14 protein-coding genes are annotated in these 18,398 nt (G+C 59.4%); 5 read left to right on the top strand and 9 right to left on the bottom strand.

All coding sequences use genetic code 11. From position 1 onward, the window contains the following. Positions 1-56 precede the first annotated feature (56 nt). Positions 57-1,982 carry a 3D-(3,5/4)-trihydroxycyclohexane-1,2-dione acylhydrolase (decyclizing) gene (gene iolD, locus ENGE1_RS11845; RefSeq protein ID WP_048253588.1) on the bottom strand — a complete coding sequence of 642 codons (1,926 nt, stop codon included), beginning with the start codon at positions 1,980-1,982 and terminating at the stop codon, positions 57-59. Between the two features lie 11 nt (positions 1,983-1,993). Beyond that, the gene (locus tag ENGE1_RS11840) at positions 1,994-3,499 is read right to left on the bottom strand and encodes a CoA-acylating methylmalonate-semialdehyde dehydrogenase (RefSeq protein WP_048253587.1); all 1,506 of its coding nucleotides are present in this window, start codon (positions 3,497-3,499) and stop codon (positions 1,994-1,996) included. Positions 3,500-3,657: 158 nt separating this feature from the next. Here ENGE1_RS11840 and ENGE1_RS11835 point away from each other — a divergent pair, with 158 nt between their 5' ends. Then, a complete protein-coding gene (locus ENGE1_RS11835) occupies positions 3,658-4,488 on the top strand; it encodes a MurR/RpiR family transcriptional regulator (protein WP_043081347.1) in 831 nt (276 codons plus the stop codon). A gap of 16 nt (positions 4,489-4,504) precedes the next feature. On the opposite strand, the gene argS is transcribed toward ENGE1_RS11835, so the two are convergent. The 3 genes from argS to adiA all read right to left on the bottom strand — a co-directional run bounded on the left by argS (position 4,505) and on the right by adiA (position 9,513). Next, entirely contained in the window at positions 4,505-6,235 is a 1,731-nt protein-coding gene (gene argS, locus ENGE1_RS11830; RefSeq protein ID WP_048253586.1) for an arginine--tRNA ligase, read from the bottom strand. A 138-nt stretch (positions 6,236-6,373) separates the two neighbouring features. Continuing rightward, positions 6,374-6,838, bottom strand: a complete 465-nt coding sequence (gene argR, locus ENGE1_RS11825) for a transcriptional regulator ArgR (protein ID WP_043081349.1) — start codon at positions 6,836-6,838, stop codon at positions 6,374-6,376. 398 nt (positions 6,839-7,236) lie between these two features. Then, positions 7,237-9,513: an arginine decarboxylase gene (adiA, locus tag ENGE1_RS11820; protein WP_048253585.1), complete on the bottom strand. Its 2,277-nt coding sequence runs from the start codon at positions 9,511-9,513 to the stop codon at positions 7,237-7,239. 557 nt (positions 9,514-10,070) lie between these two features. Between adiA and potE the strand changes: the two genes are divergently transcribed. Next, on the top strand, positions 10,071-11,417 hold the full coding sequence (potE, locus tag ENGE1_RS11815) for a putrescine-ornithine antiporter (RefSeq protein ID WP_043081350.1): 1,347 nt from the start codon (positions 10,071-10,073) through the stop codon (positions 11,415-11,417). A 63-nt stretch (positions 11,418-11,480) separates the two neighbouring features. Here the strand turns inward: potE and ENGE1_RS11810 are convergent, their stop codons facing one another. Together ENGE1_RS11810 and cynR are read right to left on the bottom strand one after the other, a co-directional pair. Beyond that, positions 11,481-12,074: an ATP-dependent Clp protease proteolytic subunit gene (locus tag ENGE1_RS11810; RefSeq protein WP_225823540.1), complete on the bottom strand. Its 594-nt coding sequence runs from the start codon at positions 12,072-12,074 to the stop codon at positions 11,481-11,483. Between the two features lie 214 nt (positions 12,075-12,288). Continuing rightward, positions 12,289-13,173 carry a transcriptional regulator CynR gene (gene cynR / locus ENGE1_RS11805; protein ID WP_048253584.1) on the bottom strand — a complete coding sequence of 295 codons (885 nt, stop codon included), beginning with the start codon at positions 13,171-13,173 and terminating at the stop codon, positions 12,289-12,291. A gap of 108 nt (positions 13,174-13,281) precedes the next feature. Here cynR and ENGE1_RS11800 point away from each other — a divergent pair, with 108 nt between their 5' ends. From ENGE1_RS11800 to ENGE1_RS11790, 3 genes are read left to right on the top strand one after another with little or no spacing between them, the layout of a single operon-like run. Beyond that, entirely contained in the window at positions 13,282-13,935 is a 654-nt protein-coding gene (locus tag ENGE1_RS11800; protein ID WP_048253583.1) for a carbonic anhydrase, read from the top strand. Between the two features lie 19 nt (positions 13,936-13,954). Beyond that, the gene (gene cynS / locus ENGE1_RS11795) at positions 13,955-14,425 is read left to right on the top strand and encodes a cyanase (RefSeq protein WP_043081354.1); all 471 of its coding nucleotides are present in this window, start codon (positions 13,955-13,957) and stop codon (positions 14,423-14,425) included. Positions 14,426-14,482: 57 nt separating this feature from the next. Next, a complete protein-coding gene (locus tag ENGE1_RS11790) occupies positions 14,483-15,676 on the top strand; it encodes a cyanate transporter (protein WP_048253582.1) in 1,194 nt (397 codons plus the stop codon). A gap of 114 nt (positions 15,677-15,790) precedes the next feature. Here the strand turns inward: ENGE1_RS11790 and nlpA are convergent, their stop codons facing one another. Then, a complete protein-coding gene (gene nlpA, locus ENGE1_RS11785; RefSeq protein WP_048253581.1) occupies positions 15,791-16,603 on the bottom strand; it encodes a lipoprotein NlpA in 813 nt (270 codons plus the stop codon). Between the two features lie 152 nt (positions 16,604-16,755). Beyond that, complete coding sequence (locus ENGE1_RS11780) at positions 16,756-18,069, bottom strand: serine hydrolase domain-containing protein (protein WP_048253643.1); 1,314 nt, start codon at positions 18,067-18,069, stop codon at positions 16,756-16,758. Positions 18,070-18,398 lie beyond the last annotated feature (329 nt).

Raw genomic sequence — 18,398 nt, 5'->3', positions numbered from 1 at the left:
TTCCGCCCCGGCCGGCGGCAGTGCCGGACGGGACAGAAGGGGCAGGTTGGGAGAGATCAGTACTGGCGGGCGCGCGTGAGCCGCTCTGCGGTCTCCGCCGCCGCGCGGCGAACCGCCGCGGAGTCCGCCTGCTGCGCATCGCCGGTGCGCCACCAGGCGCCATAGTCGTGGGTCATGGTTTTGGGCAGTACCTTGATGTCCAGCAGCGACGGCCCGGGGTGCGCTTTCGACTCCGCCAGCGCCTGCAGCAGGCTCGCCTCGTCATGCACCCGCCAGGCGCGGCAGCCGTAGCTTTCGGCGTTTTTGGCAAAATCGACGGTCACCAGCGGCCCGTCCAGCCTGCCGCTGTCCGGATTACGGCGGCGGTTTTCGGTGCCAAAGCTGCCCATGCCGTGGCCCATCTGCAGGTTGTTGATGCAGCCGAAGCCGGCGTTATCGAACAGCAGGACGGTGATTTTAATTCCCTCCTGCACCGCCGTCTGCAGCTCGGAGTGCAGCATCATGTAAGAGCCGTCGCCGACCATCGCGTACACCGGCCGTGCCGGCGCCGCCAGCTTCGCGCCGACGGCGGCGGCGATTTCATAGCCCATGCAGGAGTAGCCGTACTCCAGGTGATAGCCGTCCGGTGCGCGCACCTGCCAGAGGCGCTGCAGATCGCCGGGCAGCGAGCCTGCGGCCCCCACCACGATGGCGTCATCCCCGACCTGCTGGTTGATAAGCCCCAGCGCCCGGGTCTGGGTCAGGCGGGTGTTGAGGGTGTCGGCATACTCCGCCAGCTGCGCGTCGAGGTGGCCGGCGATTTCCGGCGCCTCGTCCGGGCGCCACTCCCGCGCCCACAGCCGCTGCAGCTCTTCGTCCCACGCGCCCCGGGCATCGGCTATCTCTCCCTGCCAGCCGCTGCGGTAGCCGCCGAGCGCCCGGGTCAGCTGTTCCAGCCCGCAGCGGGCGTCGGCGATCAGCGCCGTGGCGTCCAGCTTGAGGGCATCAAATTCGGCGACGTTGAGCAGCAGAAAATCAACATCAGGATGAGAAAACAGCGACTTCGAGCCGGTGGTGAAGTCTGTCAGCCGGGTGCCGACGCCGATCACCAGGTCCGCCTGCGCGGCCAGGGTATTCGCCGCCTGGGCGCCGGTGACGCCAAGCCCGCCGAGGTTCAGCGGGTGCGCGCTGACCAGCGCGCCCTTGCCCGCCTGGGTTTCCGCCAGCGGCAGGAAGTGGCGCTCGGCGAACTGCTGCAGCGCCGCGTGGGCCCCGGAATAGCGCACCCCGCCGCCGCAGATAATCAGCGGGCGGCGCTTGCGGGCGATCAGATCCCGCGCCTGCGCCAGCCGCGAGGCGTCCGGCGGCCGCCGCTCCAGGTGATGCACCCGGCGGGCAAAGAAACTCTGCGGATAGTCCCAGACCTCGCCCTGTACGTCCTGGGGCAGGCAGATAGTCACCGCGCCGCAGTCCGCCGGATCGGTGAGGGTGCGCATCGCGCTGAGCATGGCGCTCATCAACTGCTCCGGGCGGTTGATGCGGTCCCAGTAGCGGGAGACCGGGCGGAAGCAGTCGTTAGTGCTGATGCTCAGGTCGTGATACTGCTCAATCTGCTGCAACACCGGGTCCGGCTGGCGGCTGGCGTAGATATCGCCCGGCAGCAGCAGCAGCGGAATGCGGTTCGCCGTCGCCGTGGCGGCGGCGGTCACCATGTTCGCCGCCCCCGGCCCCACCGAGGAGGTAACGGCGATGATTTTTTGCCGGCGGTGCTGTTTGGCAAAGCCGGTGGCGATGTGCGCCATGCCCTGCTCGTTGCAGCCCTGCCACACCCGGAGGTGGCCGGGATCCTGTTCCAGCGCCTGGCCGATACCGAGCACGTTGCCGTGCCCGAAGATAGTCATCACGCCCTCCACGAAGGGCGTCTCCTCGCCGTCCACCGACAGATACTGCTGATTGAGGAAGCGGACCAGCGCCTGCGCCATGGTCATGCGTTCGGTCTTCATGAGGCCTCCCGTCAGCCGAGCGTCGGCATGGAGAATGCCGCTCCCCGGTCCTGCTGCAGGTCGGGCCAGCGGGCGGTGAGGGTTTTCATCCGGGTGTAGAAGCGCACGCCGTCGTTGCCGTGAACGTTCAGCGGCCCGAAAATGGAGCGCTTCCAGCCGCCGAAGCTGTGGAAGGCCATCGGCACCGGGATCGGGACATTAATGCCCACCATGCCCGCCTGTACCTCTTCGCCAAAGCGCCGCGCCGTGCCGCCGTCGCGGGTAAAGATGGCCGCGCCGTTGCCGTATTCGTGGTCGTTAATCAGCTGAAGGCCGCTTTCGTAGTCGGCAACCCGCACCACGCTCAGCACCGGGCCGAAGATCTCCTCCCGGTAGATGCGCATCTCTGGCGTGACGTTATCGAACAGCGTCGGGCCAACGAAGTAGCCCTGCTCATGCCCCTTAACCCGCAGGCCGCGCCCGTCAACGCGCAGCCTCGCGCCCTGCTCTTCGCCGCTGTCGATGTAGCCCAGCACCTTGCTGCGGTGGGCGGCGGAAATCAGCGGCCCCATCTCGTTTTCCGGCGCCTGGTCAAGACCCGGTCCGACGCGCAGGGAGGCCATCTGCTCTTCCAGCCGCCGGCACAGGTCGTCGGCGGCCTCGTCGCCAACGGCAACCACCACCGACAGCGCCATGCAGCGTTCGCCCGCCGCGCCGAAGGCCGCGCCCATTATCGCCCCGATGGCCATCTCCATATCGGCGTCCGGCATCAGCAGGCAGTGGTTTTTCGCCCCGCCGAGCGCCTGGCAGCGCTTGCCGTGGGCCGAAGCGGTCTCGTAGATGTATTGCGCGATCGGCGTTGAGCCGACGAAGCTCACCGCCTGCACGCGGGGATCGGTCAGCAGCACGTCCACCGCCTCTTTATCGCCCTGTACTACGTTGAAAACGCCGTCCGGCAGGCCCGCCTGTTTCAGCAGACGCGCCAGCTCGAGGGCCAGAGAGGGATCTTTTTCCGACGGTTTGAGTACGAAGGTATTGCCGGTGGCCAGCGCAATCGGGAACATCCACATCGGCACCATCGCCGGGAAGTTAAACGGCGTAATGCCGGCGCAGACGCCCAGCGGCTGCATCAGCGAGTGGCTATCGACGCCGGTGCCGACGTTGGCCGAGTGCTCGCCCTTCTGCAGATGCGGAATACCGCAGGCGAACTCCACCACTTCCAGGCCGCGGGTCAGCTCGCCGATGGCGTCGGAGAACACTTTGCCGTGCTCTTCGCTGATAAGCCGCGCCAGGCGATCGGCGTTTTCTTCCAGCAGCGCCTTAAAGCGGAACATCACCCGCGCTCGCTTCAGCGGAGACTGTTTCGACCAGCCGGAAAACGCCTGCTGCGCGGCGGCAATCGCCTGCTGCGTCTCCTGCGCCGTGCTCATTGCGACCTGGCGGATCTGCTCGCCGGTCGCCGGGTTGAAGATCGCCTGAATGCGCTGGCCTGCACCGGTGACACATTCACCGTGAATAAAATTCGCTACCGTCTCCATCCTGAACCTCTCGCTGTTGTTACGTTAATGTGACCAGAACACTGTATATGAAACAAACATTCCATTTTAAGTTGAAATAAAATAAATATTGATTATTGTGATCGGCGATGGGTTTTTATGATGTAGAATTGCGCAATGACATGCGCAGAGAGGAAGAAATGGCAACCGCATCCAGCCTGAGTGAACTTCAACAGCAAATCCGCGACCGTTACGACGGTCTGAGCAAGCGCCTGCAGCAGGTTTCGCGCTACGTGCTGGATAACACCAACAGCGTCGCCTTTGATACCGTCGCCATTATTGCCGAGCGCGCCGACGTGCCGCCGTCAACGCTTATCCGCTTTGCAAACGCCTTTGACTTCACCGGCTTTAACGAAATGAAACAGCTGTTTCGCATGAATCTGATGGAGGAGACGGCGAGCTACAGCGACCGCGCGCGCCTGTTTAAAGAGATGGAGAGCGAAGAGGTGCCGGAGACCCCGCTCGATATTCTGCAGGAGTTTGCCCGCTCGAATGGCCAGGCGCTGCAGCAGCTCGCCGCCCGCACCGATCCCGATATGCTCAGCAGGGCCGTCGAACTGCTGGCCGCCGCCGAGACTATTTACGTGGTAGGCCTGCGCCGCTCGTACAGCATCGCCACCTACCTGACTTACGCCCTGAGCCACCTCGACTGTCGTCCGGTGCTGCTCGACGGCATGGGCGGTATGCTGCGCGAGCAGTCCGGGCGCATCAAGGCGCAGGATATCGTGGTGTCGGTGAGCTTTTCGCCCTACGCGGAGGAGACGCTGATGGTCAGCGAAAACGCCGCCGCCGTCGGCGCCCGGCAAATCGTCATTACCGACAGCCAGATAAGCCCGCTGGCGACCTTCAGCGATCTCTGCTTCGTGGTGAAAGAGGCCCAGGTGGACGCCTTTCGCTCCCAGTCGGCCACGTTGTGCCTGGTGCAGTCGCTGGTGGTAGCGCTGGCGTACCGGGGTAATAAAAAGTCCTGAGGCCAGGCCCTGGCGACTACATCCTTTCCGGGGCCTCAATCCCCAGCAAATTCAGCCCCGCCTTAAGGGTGCGCGCGGTCAGGGCGACAAGTTTCAGACGGCTGGCAGTCTGCGCCGGCGCCTGGGCGTTAATCACCGGGCAGGCGGCGTAGAAGCTGGAGAATGCGCCCGCCAGATCGTACAGCCAGGCGCACAGCACGTGCGGCGTGCCGTCGCGGGCAACCCGGCGCAGCGTCTCTTCAAACTGCACCAGCCGCAGCGCCAGGTCGCGCTCCTTCTCATTGCTGATAACCAGCGGACCGCTCACCTGTTCTACCTGCAGTCGCCGCAGAATTGAAGCAATACGCGCATGGGCGTACTGAATGTAGGGCGCGGTATTGCCTTCAAAACTGAGCATGTTATCCCAGTCGAATACGTAGTCGGTGGTGCGGTTTTTCGACAAATCGGCGTACTTAACCGCACCAATGCCGATAACATTCGCCAGATAGTGCTGCTCGGCGGGATCGAGGTGCGGCGCCCTGACGCTAACCAATTGCCCGGCGCGAAACACCGCCTCATCCAGCAGGTCCGACAGCTTCACCGTCCCGCCTTCGCGGGTTTTGAACGGCCTGCCGGATTTGTCCAGCATTACGCCAAACATGTGGTGCTCCATCGGCACCTCCGGCGGCACGTAGCCGGCCCGGCGCACGATGGCCCACGCCTGCATCAGGTGCTGGTGCTGGCGGGCGTCGATGTAGTAGAGCATCCGGTCGGCGTGCAGGGTTTCATAGCGGTACTTCGCGCAGGCGATGTCGGTGGTGGTGTACAGATAGGCACCATCCTTTTTACGGATGATGACCCCCATCGGCTCGCCCGCTTTGTTCTGATATTCCGGCAGGTAGACCACCACCGCGCCGCGGCTCTCTTCGGCGATGCCGCGCGCCAGCAGGTCGCCGACGATGCCGGGCAGCATCGGGTTGTAGAGGCTTTCGCCCATGATGTCCTGCGGCGTCAGGGTAACGTTCAGGCGCTGATAGGTGTGCTGATTCTGCTCCATCGTGATCTGCACCAGCTGCTTCCACAGCGCCCGGCAGTGGGCGTCGCCCTGCTGTAGCCTGACCACGTACTCCCGGGCCCGCGCAGCAAAAGCGGCATCCGTTTCGTCCCGCCTTTTTGCTTCGCGGTAGAAGGCCTCAAGGCCCGACAGAGAGCCGTCGCTCTCCTGCTGGCGCTCCTCCAGCAGGGCAATCAGCATGCCGAACTGGGTACCCCAGTCGCCGATATGGTTGGCGCGAATGACGCGGTGACCGAGGAACCGGAGAGTGCGCACCACCGCATCGCCAATGATAGTGGAACGCAGGTGGCCGACGTGCATCTCTTTGGCTACGTTGGGCGAAGAGTAGTCCACGACGACGGTCTGCGGCGCCTCTTTAGCAACGCCCAGCCGCTCGTCCGCCAGCGCCGCCTCCAGCATCAGCGCCAGCGCATCGTCGCTGAGGAAAATATTGATAAATCCGGGCGGCACCACGTCTACTTTCGCCACCACCCCGGCCAGCGCAGGCGCTGTTTTCAGGCACGCCGCCACGCGATCGGCAAGCAGCAGCGGCGGCGTTTTCAGCCGACTGGCTATCTGCATAATGCAGTTAACCTGATAGTCGCCAAATTTTTTGGCTGCCGCAGAACGAATGGTAATGTCGCTCTGCGCCTCAATGTTTAATTCCAGGAAGACATTAGCTAATGCCTCACAGAGTTTATTTGCAATATCCATAATTAAGCCTGTTAATTGATAACCATCCATCACCGCCGGGTAAATTTCAGGTATATTCCGCCAGCACTATTTTTTGGCCTTCAGATCTGCTGGGCGCAAATAATCTTATAAGCAGCGCGCTTTCTTTTTTTGGTGGGGCTAAGCATGGTTGGTTTGTAATATATTTGTAACGGTCTGCTGTAGTTCACCCACGTTAAATCCGGCTACCGGTACGATAAATATGGTGTCGTCACCGGCAATGGTGCCTAAAATGCCCTCCGGCTTACCGCAGGAATCCAGCAGCCGGGCAATTAGCGGCGCCGCGCCGGGAACCGTATGGGTCACCACCATCGTATCATTGGAGGTTATATCGACGATCGATTTACACAGCGGCGTATCGGTGGTGGGAACCCCCATTTCCGAGGGCAGGCAGTAGACCATCTCCATTCTGGCATTGCGCGTCCTGACCGCACCGAGGCTGGCCAGCATACGAGAAACGCGCGACTGATTAATATGTAGGAACCCCTTCTCTTTTAAATATTCAACGATTTCATTTTGCGAGCTGATATTTTCCTCGCGTAACATAGTCTTAAAAATATTTTCCAGATCGTGTGTGGTACGCATAACAGTAATTCCTGCCAGTAATTATTATCACCATTATCCTCCCGGGTACTTACCAGTCAATGTGCAATAACGCATGACTGTTGCGAAATTAAAACATATTATTGACATATCGACTTATGCCTTTTACATAATGATGGAGATCAATATTATCCGCCTATTTATGGCTCAGCTCTTTTCGTCACGTAAGCAGCTGTTATCACTCTTTTGAAGTCGCAATCATTATTACCTAATCGTGCCACTCTCATTAGAATTACTTAATCACTATTAATAATGATAATAATCGCTGCTATAACCATCGCCCACGTAAGTGAATAACTTGTTATCTAATATGCATAGTTAGACAAGTGGAAAAATAAAGGGCGATGTGACATCGCCCTTTACCCCAACAGCCGTCTGCTTTAACGCGCCTGTTTGATACACATTACGTGATAGACGCCGTCTACTTTGTGAGTGCCCTCGGTTTCATGTTCAAAACCGGGGAAAGCGTCATCCCACGCCTGCAGCGCTTTCAGGTAGGCGATCTGCGGGCTGCTGCCATCGCCGAAGTTCTCACCGGACATCAGCATCGGGATCCCCGGCGGGTAAGGAATAACCGAGTTCGCGGCGGTGCGGCCGGCGAGGTTAACGATGGAGACCAACTCGACGTTGTTGCGCACCAACTGCCTGTTTGCCTGGCGCGGGATCATATCAATCGCCGGCAGCGTTGAGTACGCCTTGTTCAGCTGCACGCTCGGGTTGTAGTCGTTGAGGAAGCGTAACATTTTTCGCCCAAGCTGCTGCATGGTCATGCCGCTGTACACGTCGGGAGCGCTGGCGACCAGCGCCGGCATCACTTCTGACAGCGGATCGTCGTTGTCATAGTGCTGCTTGAAGGAGAGCAGGCTGTTCATCAGGGTGACCCACTTACCTTTGGTGATCCCCATTGAGAACAGGAACATGATCTGGAAATCGGTAGTGCGGGTCGGCACGATACCGATGCTGGACAGATAGGCGGTGACCAGCGCGGCGGGAACGCCGTTCTCGGACAGGGAGCCATCTTCGTTGAGGCCGGGCGCCAGCAGGCTGACTTTGACCGGATCGAGCATCACCCAGTCCTCATCGAGGTCGCTAAAGCCGTGCCAGCTATCCTCAGGATCGAGCTTCCAGCAGGACTGTTCGCTGCTCAGCAGCGAGAGCGGCGCATCGGCAAAGTCATATTTTTCGCCGGTGCGCGGGCAGGTCACGCTATCCGGGTTCCAGGGTTTAAAGAACCAGTCGCCTTTCTGCTGCGCATCGCGCCAGCTGCGGGCGACGGCCTGGCGGAAAGCGACCGCTTCTTCAATCACTTCGCTGGTCAGGTTGATCCCCTGCTCGCCGTCCATCATCGCCGCCGCCACGTCATTAGAGGCGGCAATAGAGTACAGCGGCGAGGTAGTGGCGTGCATCATATACGCCTGGCTGAACTGCGCCGGCTCGACGTTACCGCGGCCTTCGCGGATATGAATATAGGAGGCCTGAGAGAGCGCGTTGAGCAGCTTGTGGGTCGAGTGGGTCGCGAACAGAGTCGGCTGATTCTTGCCGTGGCTCGCTTTGTCGCCGCGCATTGCGTGGAAGCCTTTATAGATAGGGTTAAAGCGCGAGTAGCCGAACCAGGCTTCATCATAGTGGATGCGGTCGCAGCTTTCGCCCAGCAGCTGTTCAATAGTCTCGCCGTTATAGATCAGGCCGTCATAGGTGCAGTTGGTGACCACGCTGTAGGCGGGCTTCTGATTGGGGGCTTCAGCAGCAAAGGGGTTGCGGCTGATGGCATTTTTGATGGCGGCCGCCGTCATCTGCTTTTTGGGGATCGGCCCGATAATACCGTAGGCGTTGCGGGTCGGAGTCATGTAGACCGGACGAATGCCGGTGAGCATCAGGCCCTGTTCAATCGATTTGTGGCTGTTGCGATCGCAAAGCGCGATATCGTCTTCCGTGCAGCAGGCCTGCATGATGGTGCGGTTAGCGCCGGAGGTGCCCACCACCAGCGAGTAGGAGCGGTCGGCGCCGAACACGTCGGCAATATATTTTTCACTTTCACCGAAAGCGCCGGTGTGATCGAGCATCGATCCGAGGCAGGCGCGCTCGATCCCCATATCGGTACGGAAGATGTTCTCGCCGTAGAAATCATAGAACTTGCGGCCGACCGGCGTTTTGCAGAAGCCGATCCCGCCCTGATGGCCCGGCGCGGACCAGGAGTACTCTTTCTCGCGGGTGTACTTCATCATCGCGGCCATCAGCGGCGGCATAATCATTTTTTCGTAACGGGCAACGGCGGCGCGCAGGCGCCCGACGATAAAGTCGGTGGTGTCATCCAGCACGAGGAAGGTTTCAGTCACCCGGTTCATGATTTCCGGCACCAGCTCGCCGTGCTCGGCGTGGGAGTTGACCATCATAAAGACCGGGACTTTGGCATGATGGCGATAGAGGCTATTCAGGAAGTCGACAATCTCCGCGGCCTTCGCCGGCGCCCACTCCACCATGACGCAGTCTACCGCCGCCGTCGACATAACATAATCAGTACCCTGCGCATAGGTCGCGGCGAAGCGGACGTGCTCCCCTTTATTAGTCAGGGAAGTAACAATTTGATCGACGGCCTCTTCCAGGGTTGGATTATTGGCAATTGAGCCACCCACCACTAAATACTTTTTATCTGACATGGGCTGTTCCTCATGTAGCGAGCGCACACCGGTCTGCCTGGCTCTGAAAACCTTAACTATATTGCCTGCAGCGGCAATATAACTAATTCCTTCGCCGGCGGCGGCGCTGATTAATGAATTAGTTGACGGCACTGACGATAGAACAACAAAAATGAATTGGATAGTCCAAAAATATTACCAAAGAATAATCAGAGATAATCATTTTCCGCCATCAAAATAACTATTCAGAAGGCCAAGAAGAAACTATATTTTTATGCGAAAAAAACTTAACCACGCTTCAAAAACAAACACAATAGATTGTTTTCAAATGACTTTAATATGTTTATTCAGCTAACGGAAATAATCATTCAATTTAAACATTTAAAAATAATTTGCTGTTTGACGAAAGTAAATCGCTCCAATATCATCAGCCATACCTGAGGATTCTGGTGGTTTAATTTTTCTGACAAGACTCCCTGAGCCATTGGTAAATATTAAAGAATAATTATCAACGCTCAGTGAATTTCAATCTATTAATTAGAAACTCGTCTCCTTTTACTTGAGTGGAGTAAATCTACATGGCTAGTGAATCAAAAAAAATGGGGCTAACTGGCCTGACTATTTTGGTCGCAGTTAATATGATGGGCTCCGGGATAATTATGCTCCCGGCCAGTCTCGCGCAGATCGGCGCAATTTCGATTCTTTCATGGATCGTTACCGCGCTGGGTTCCATGTGTATTGCCTATACTTTTGCGAAACTCGGGGCCTATTGCAAACGGGCCGGCGGCATGTCCGCCTACTCCGCCGAGGCGCACGGCCCCTCCTCCTTCTTTATCGCATCCTATACCTACTATATTTGCCTGGTCATCAGCTGTGTCGCTATCGCCGTTTCCGCAGCCGGCTATCTCGCCCCCTTCTTGCCGTGGGTAAAAAGTTCGCCGATGCATACCTTTGCGACGGTGGTAGCGATTCTGGTGCTGACCATGGTGGCCAACTTCAAGGGGCCGCGCGTTACCGGACGCATCTCCAGCATTACCGTGTGGGGAATTATTATTCCGGTCGCCGGTCTGTCGGTGATCGGCTGGTTCTGGTTTAAGCCAGAGCTGTATATGGCCGCATGGAACCCGCACGGCGCGGCAACCGGCAGCGCTATCTCCTCCGGGATCTCGCTGACCCTGTGGGCCTTCCTCGGTATCGAGTCCGCCGGCGCCAACTCCGATACGGTGGAAAATCCGGAGCGCAACGTACCGCTGGCCTGTCTGTTCGGCACTGGCTTCGCAGCCATCGTCTATATCGCCTCGACCTCGGTTATCCAGGGTATCGTGCCGAATGCGCAGCTTGCCACCTCTGACGCGCCGTTTGGTCTGGTGTTCAGCATGATGTTTTCCCCGGCCGTCGGGAAATTTATCACTGCCCTCGCGGTTATCGCCTGCATCGGTTCTCTGCTGGGCTGGCAGTTCACTAACGCCCAGGTATCGAAGGCGGCGGCCGATACTACGCTGTTCCCGGCGGTATTCAGCAAAGTAACCAAAGACAACGCGCCTATCCCCGGCATGATTATCATGCTGGTTCTGGAGCTGCTGCTGGCCAGCATGACCATTTCGCCAAACCTGCTCAAACAGTTCAACCTGCTGCTTAACCTGGCGGTGTTTATCAACATGGTGCCATACGTGCTGGCAATGACCGGCCTGCAGGTGATGCTGCGTAAAAATCACGTCACCCAGTCGCAGTATATTCTCGGTTCACTGCTGGGCACGGTGGCGGTGGTTTACAGCATCTACGGCGTGTACGCCTGCGGTGAAGTCGCGGTTTACGGCGGCTCCATCATCACTATGTTTGGCTATATCTTCTACGGCTACCTGGCCGGTCGCGAAACCGAGTTCCAGATGACCCATCCGGGCGAGAAGCACTTCCCGACCCACTAACAAAGAGGCGTAAAAAAAAACCCACGAAGCCTGTGCGACGTGGGTTTTTTGTGCCTGCAGCGGTTAGCCCGCGTTCAGCTCATCAAAGTGAGTAATCTGTTTACCGACAATGCCGTAGTCGAGCGCTTCCTGCGGCGACATCCAGAAGTTGCGGTCGGTATCTTTCTTCACGCGCTCCAGCGGCTGGCCGGTAGCGTCGGCGATCAGGCGGTTGATGCGGTCGTGCATGCGGATGATTTCGCGGGCTTCAATTTCGATATCCGTCGCCTGGCCGCGCACGCCGCCCATCGGCTGGTGGATCATAAAGCGGGTGTTCGGCAGCGAGTAGCGGTGCTCTTTTTTCGCCGCGAGGAAAATGGTGATCCCGGCGCTGGCCACCCAGCCGGTACCGATGATGTGCACGTCCGGGCGAATAAACTTGATGAAGTCGTGAATGGTATCGCCCGCTTCAACGTGGCCGCCCTGGCTGTTGAGATAGATGCGGATCGGCTCGTCGCTGATGCTCTGCAGCAGAATAAGCTGGGTCACCACCTTCTGCGCCAGCTCCTGGTTGATTTCGCCGGAAATGACGATTGAGCGCGAGGAGAGGAGTTTTTGCTGGATGAAAGCGGGTTCGCCACCCTCGGCGTTCTTTTTATCGTCGTTATCTTCATTCATGGTAAAAAATGGCATGTCGTGCTCCTTAACAGATACGGGCATAGGCAGATAGATATAGCATATCAGAACCGCGCGGCCCTTATCTTTCAGGTAGCAATATGTTTGCGGCAGTAAGCAATGAAAAAAACCGCATCGCGGCCGCCGCAGGATCCGGAGAAAAGGTTATTACTTAAACAGCCACAATAACAACATACCATTGCTCATTGCGTGAACGTTAGAGACCGCCCGCCGCGCTTTCGTGGGCGAGGGCCGTAAACGCCCGCGCGGCGGCGGTTTGCCAGCTCCCTTTGCGCCGCAGCAGCACCGCCGTTCTTTCCAGCAGCGGCGGAGAAAGCGTAATCGCCGCAATGCCCTCCCGCTGAGCGGCAATCGCCGCCGGGAGAAGCGTCGCCAGGCCGGTGCGACGCACCATCTCCAGCACGGCGCTGATGGCGTTCACCTCCATCGCCACCGCAAGATGCAGGCCGGCCTGATGGCTGAAGCGGTCGATCTGCTCCCGGGTAGCGAACTCGCCGCTCAGCAGGACAAACTTCTCCTCTTTAAGATGCTGGAGATCGACAGCCTCCCGGCCCGCAAGAGGATGGTGGTTTGCCACGACCAGCGCCAGCGTTTCCGTCAGCAGCGGACTGGCCTCTATCTCAGCGGTATTCACCTGCGCAAAAGCAATCCCGATATCCAGCTCATCGCGCTCCAGTAACATCTCGATAGATTCCTGAGACATTTCACGCAGTTGCAGAGTGACGCCGGGATAGCGGAGGTGAAATGCCGCCAGCAGGGGGCCGGTGAGATAGGCGGTAAAGGTTGGCGTCACGCCCACCCTGAGCGTGCCGCAGGTGAGATCTTCGACATCGTGAATGGCGCGGCTGCCCGCCTTCAGCGCCCGGAGCGCTTCCCTGGCATAGCCCATATAGATCTCACCGGCATCGGTCAGGCGGATCTGCCGCCCGCTGCGGTCGAACAGCTGTGCGCCCAGAGAAGCCTCAAGCTGCCCAATCTGCTGGGAGAGCGCGGGCTGGGAAACGTGCAGCGCCTGGGCCGCCCGGGTAAATCCGCGGTGTTCCGCCACGGCCAGAAAATAGGTGATATGTCGTAGTAGCATCGCCAACCCATAAGCATAACCAATAGACTTGATTATAAATGGATATTTTACCTTATGGAAAGGGCCGGGTACTCTGCTTCGCATGGCACAGGGTGCGGAGGAGTCACAATGAAAGACATTATTGACGGTTTTCTGAAATTTCAGCGCAGCGTTTTTCCCGAACGCGCCGGGCTGTTTAAGCGGCTGGCCAACCAGCAGAGTCCGCGGGCCCTTTTTATTTCCTGCTCGGACAGCCGGCTGGTGCCGGAACTGGTCACCCAGCGCGAACCGGGCGATCTGTTCGTGATCCGCAATGCCGGCAACATCGTCCCCTCTTACGGGCCGGAGCCGGGCGGCGTCACCGCCTCGGTTGAGTATGCCGTCTCGGCGCTGCGGGTCAGCGATATCGTTATCTGCGGCCACTCCGACTGCGGCGCCATGACCGCTATCGCGGGGTGCCACTGCATGGACAATATGCCCGCCGTCGGCCACTGGCTGCGCTATGCGGATTCGGCCCGTATTGTGAATGAAGCCAAACAACACCGCTCGGCGCACGAAAAAGTGCATTCGATGGTGCGGGAAAACGTCATTGCTCAGCTGGCAAATATCCAGACCCATCCCTCGGTGCGCCTGGCGCTGGAGGAGGGGCGCATTGCGCTGCACGGCTGGGTATATGACATCGAAAGCGGTGATATTACGGCCTATGACGGCCTGCGCCGGCAATTTGTCTCCCTGGCCGAAAACCCGGGTACCCGCGCCGTGCCGCAGAGTGCCCACGTTTAATCTACTACCGGAGGTTTATATGATTCAGTCGCAAATTAATCGCGATATTCGCCTGGCCCTGGCCGACCAGATCCTGCTGGCCAAAGCCAGAAAAGATCTCTCCTTTGCCGAACTGGCAGACGGTACCGGGCTGTCAGAAGCGTTCGTCACCGCCGCTCTGCTGGGCCAGCACGCCCTGCCCGCCGATGCGGCTCGCCTGGTCGGGGCCAAGCTGGCGCTGGATGAAGACGCCGTTCTGCTGCTCCAGAGCATCCCGCTGCGCGGCAGCATTGAGGACAGGGTGCCCACCGACCCGACCATCTACCGCTTCTATGAGATCCTGCAGGTCTACGGCACTACCCTGAAGGCGCTGGTGCATGAGAAGTTCGGCGACGGCATTATCAGCGCCATCAATTTCAAACTGGATGTGAAAAAAGTGGCCGACCCGGAGGGCGGAGAGCGGGCCGTGATCACACTTGACGGCAAATACCTGCCGACGAAGCCGTTCTGATGCGGCGAGACGATACGCAAAGGCGTATCGTCTTTTTTTGCTTTCTAAGGAGAGTTTATGGTTTCCCACGCGCCGGCAAGACATCGACTACTGATGCTGCTGGTTCTGGTGCTGGTCGGCATCAATATGCGGCCGCTGCTCACCTCCGTCGGCCCGCTGCTGCCGGAGCTTCGCCGCGCCACGGGCATGAGCTTTGTGACGGCTTCTCTGCTCACCGCTCTGCCGGTAGTTGCCATGGGCGTGATGGCGCTGGCGGGAAGCTGGGTTAACGGCCTGCTCAGCCAGCGTGCGGGTGTGGCGCTGAGCCTGGCGATGATCATTCTCGGCGCCCTGGCGCGCGAAATGGCGCCGAATAGCGCGATGCTCCTGACCAGCGCCCTGCTGGGCGGCATTGGTATCGGCGTTATTCAGACCATTATGCCGGCCCTGATCAAACATCTTTTCCAGCGCCACATGCCGCCGGTGATGGGCCTGTGGTCGGCGGCGCTGATGGGCGGCGGCGGCCTCGGCGCGGCGCTGACGCCGTGGATCGCCGGACACAGCGAGTTCTGGTACCGCGCTCTGGCATGGTGGGCGCTGCCTGCCGCCGTGGCCCTGCTGGGGTGGTGGTATCAAAGTCGTCACCTTACCGAACCTGCCCGCGGCGTCGGCACGGCGGCGATCCGCATCTCCCGGCATCCGCGTACCTGGACGCTCGGCCTCTATTTCGGCGCCATTAACGGCGGCTACGCCAGCCTCATTGCGTGGCTTCCGCCCTACTATATTCAGCTCGGCAGCACGCCCCAGTACAGCGGCAGCCTGCTGGCGCTGATGACTCTCGGACAAACCGCCGGCGCGCTGCTGCTGCCGATGCTCGCCCGCCATGAGGACAGGCGCAGGCTGCTATTGCTTGCGCTGGCGCTGCAGCTGGTCGGGTTTTGCGGACTTATCTTCTGCCCGCAGACGCTGCCCGCGGCGTGGGCGATAATATGCGGTCTCGGCCTCGGCGGCGCTTTCCCGCTCTGCCTGGTACTCGCGCTCGATCACGCCGCACATCCGGCAGTTGGCGGTCGGCTGGCGGCGTTTATGCAGGGAGCCGGGTTTATTATTGCCGGGCTGTCGCCGTGGTTGTCGGGGATTTTGCGCAGCGCAAGCGGTGATTACCTGCTGGACTGGGGCTTCCACGCCGCCTGCGTGGCGGGCCTGATGCTGCTGACGCTGCGCTTTGGGCCAAATGGCTATCCGCAGGCGTGGAGAAGCAAAGAGGCTTAAGTCTCCCAACTCCGCGTCGCTGTGATGTTTATAAAGAGTGGCTGGCGGGCTGCGTGATATGGAAATAAAAACGGGCCAGCATCCCGCTGGCCCTTATCGCTACAGGTGACGCTCTCACTGCCAGCCGGGCACGGCCCCGCCGTTAAAAATACGCTCTGCGGCCCGCGCCACCTCCGGCGACTGATAGGCCTTAATAAACTCTTTCACGTTTTCCGCATCTTTATTGTCCTCGCGCGCCGCGACAATATTAACGTAAGGCGAGTTTTTATCCTCGATAAAGATGCTGTCGCGCACCGGCGACATGCCGGTTTGCTGAATGTAGGTGGTGCTGATAATGGCAATGTCCACTTTCGGATCGTCGAGCACCCGCGGCAGCTGGGCGCCCTCAAGCTCCATGATGTTCAGCCGGTGCGGATTGTCGCTGATGTCAACGGCGGTAGGTAGCAGCCCTTTTCCCGGCTTGAGCGTTATCAGCTTCTCTTTTTGCAATAGCAGCAGGGCGCGGCCAAGGTTGGTCGGGTCATTGGGGATCGCGACTGTTGCGCCCTCTTTCAGCTCCGATATCGACTTCATTTTGCGCGAATAGCCCGCCATCGGAAATACGAAGGTATTGCCGACCGCCACCAGGCGATAGCCGTGGGCCTTATTATCTTGTTCGAGGAACGGGCGGTGCTGAAAGACGTTGGCATCCAGCTCACCGGCATTGGTCGCGTCGTTTGGCAGCAGCGATCCGCTGAAGCCCACCAGCTCGACATCGAGTCCATATTTGTCTTTGGCCACTTTTTTAGCGACCTCGGCCACGTCCTGCTCGGCGCCGTTGATAACGCCCACTTTAATCGAGTGCGCATCACCGCTTTGCCGATCGCAGCCCACCAGCAGCAGCCCCGCCAGCAGGAGGGCGCCAGGATAAGATAAAGAGAGTTTCACGCCAGCATTCCTTATTGAAAACAGTACGATCCCGTAGTGATTGACTATAGCGACTTTGGCACCCGGGGGTTTACAACGAAAAGGAATGAGCGATAACCAAATTGCCTAAAAAGTGATAAGCGCCCTCCGCCGGCTGGCGAAGGGCGCAGCGCTTATTTCGCCAGCGCGTTGGCGATAGCGTTAAACATCAGCGAGGCCTCCAGCGGCTGGGCGCTGAACGACGGCTCCGCCTTCGGCCAGACCGACCACTGAACGATGACCAGCTTCTCTTTCTGATTTACGGCGATAATCTGCCCGAAGATCCCCAGCGCCCACATCGTATCCTGACTCTCAAGTCCCTTCACCGGGCCAACGTTCCGGGCAGTGACCGGCACGCTGTTATTCCACCACTGGTAGCCATAGCTGCCGTCGGGATGGCCCGCGGTGACGGATTTGTCGGCGGTGCTCCAGCTCCGCGCCGCCTTCACCCAGCCGTCCGGCAGCACTTTCGTACCGTCCGGCAGCACGCCGTTGTTCATAATAAACAGGCCGAACTTGCCCCAGTCCTCCAGCGTGGCGTTAAAACCGTGGGCCCCGACGTCGTGCCTGCCGGGCTGATAGCTGTGCCAGACGCCGTCATGCGTCATGCCATAGGGCTGCCAGATCTTTTCCTGCAGGTACTGCGCCAGCGATTTGCCGGTCGCTTTTTCCAGCGTATCGCCCAGCAGCCAGGCGCCGCCCGAAGAGTAGGACCACGCCTCGCCCGGCCTGGCGTAAGCCTGCCGCTGCGGATCGTTCACCAGGGCATTTACGCAGGCGTAGGTGCCCGCATTCGCCTCGCACTGGGTTAGCTTTGCGAAGTCAGACTGAGGATTAGTGTAATCTTCGCTCCACTTCACGCCGGAGGTATGCTGCATCAGCTGGCGGACGGTAACGTGTTCCCAGGCCGTTCCCCTGACGGCAGGGTTATATTTGACGATTTCATCATCAAGCGAGGCAATTTTCCCCTCTTTTACCGCCGCCCCCACCAGTGTGGAAACGACTGACTTTCCTACCGACCGCGAGGTCCAGAGCGTGGTCGGCGTGTTGCCGCCGCCGTAATACTGCCAGGCGATCTTACCGTCCTTAATCACCATCATACCGGTGACATTATTGCGGCTGATGTACTCCTGCAGACCGTAGCGCTGGCCGTGGTAGTCATAGGTCGCCGCGCTCAGGGAGCGGGAAAGTCGCGGGATTGGCCGGGGGACTGCGGCTTTGAAAACATCACCGCGATAAGACCGGTAGTCGTTGCGAAAGCCGACGATGCGCTGCTGCCCGTCCCAGGTCAGCATCTCCTTAACATCGGGCAGACTATCGTCCACCGGCTGCGGGCAGGTGGCCAGCTGCGGTACGCCGCAGTTACCGGCGGGCTGCGCCGCGCCGGCATTCAGACTGAAGCCCAGGCAGAGGGCGAGGAGACAGAGTTCGCTTTTCATCTTGCACATAAACATGACCTTCATCGTTAGCGTTATGGATGTCAGGCCACACTGTAAGGGAGGAGGGATAAGCAGGTGCAGTCAGTCAGCGGGGGAAAAACCCCCACAGGGCGCGCAGGAAAGATGTACTGAAACGGACTCGGATAATTGGTTGCCAGGCGTTGATCGCCGCCGCGCTCCCCGACATGATAACCGCGCCGGTTTTTTACCGGCAGGTGCAGCGACGCGGGGGATCTTTCTCTCGCGGCTTCTTGCGCTAGATAGAGAAAACCCCCGCACGTTGCGATGTTAAACAGGCAACAAACGGGGGTGATCCTTGACACTAGACACGTCAAGAA

Origin of the sequence: Pluralibacter gergoviae ATCC 33028 = NBRC 105706, assembly GCF_001598855.1 — a bacterium.
GTDB lineage: Bacteria > Pseudomonadota > Gammaproteobacteria > Enterobacterales > Enterobacteriaceae > Pluralibacter > Pluralibacter gergoviae.
The sequence above is the reverse complement of the archived record's forward strand: the minus strand, read 5'-3'. Positions and strand labels throughout refer to the sequence as shown.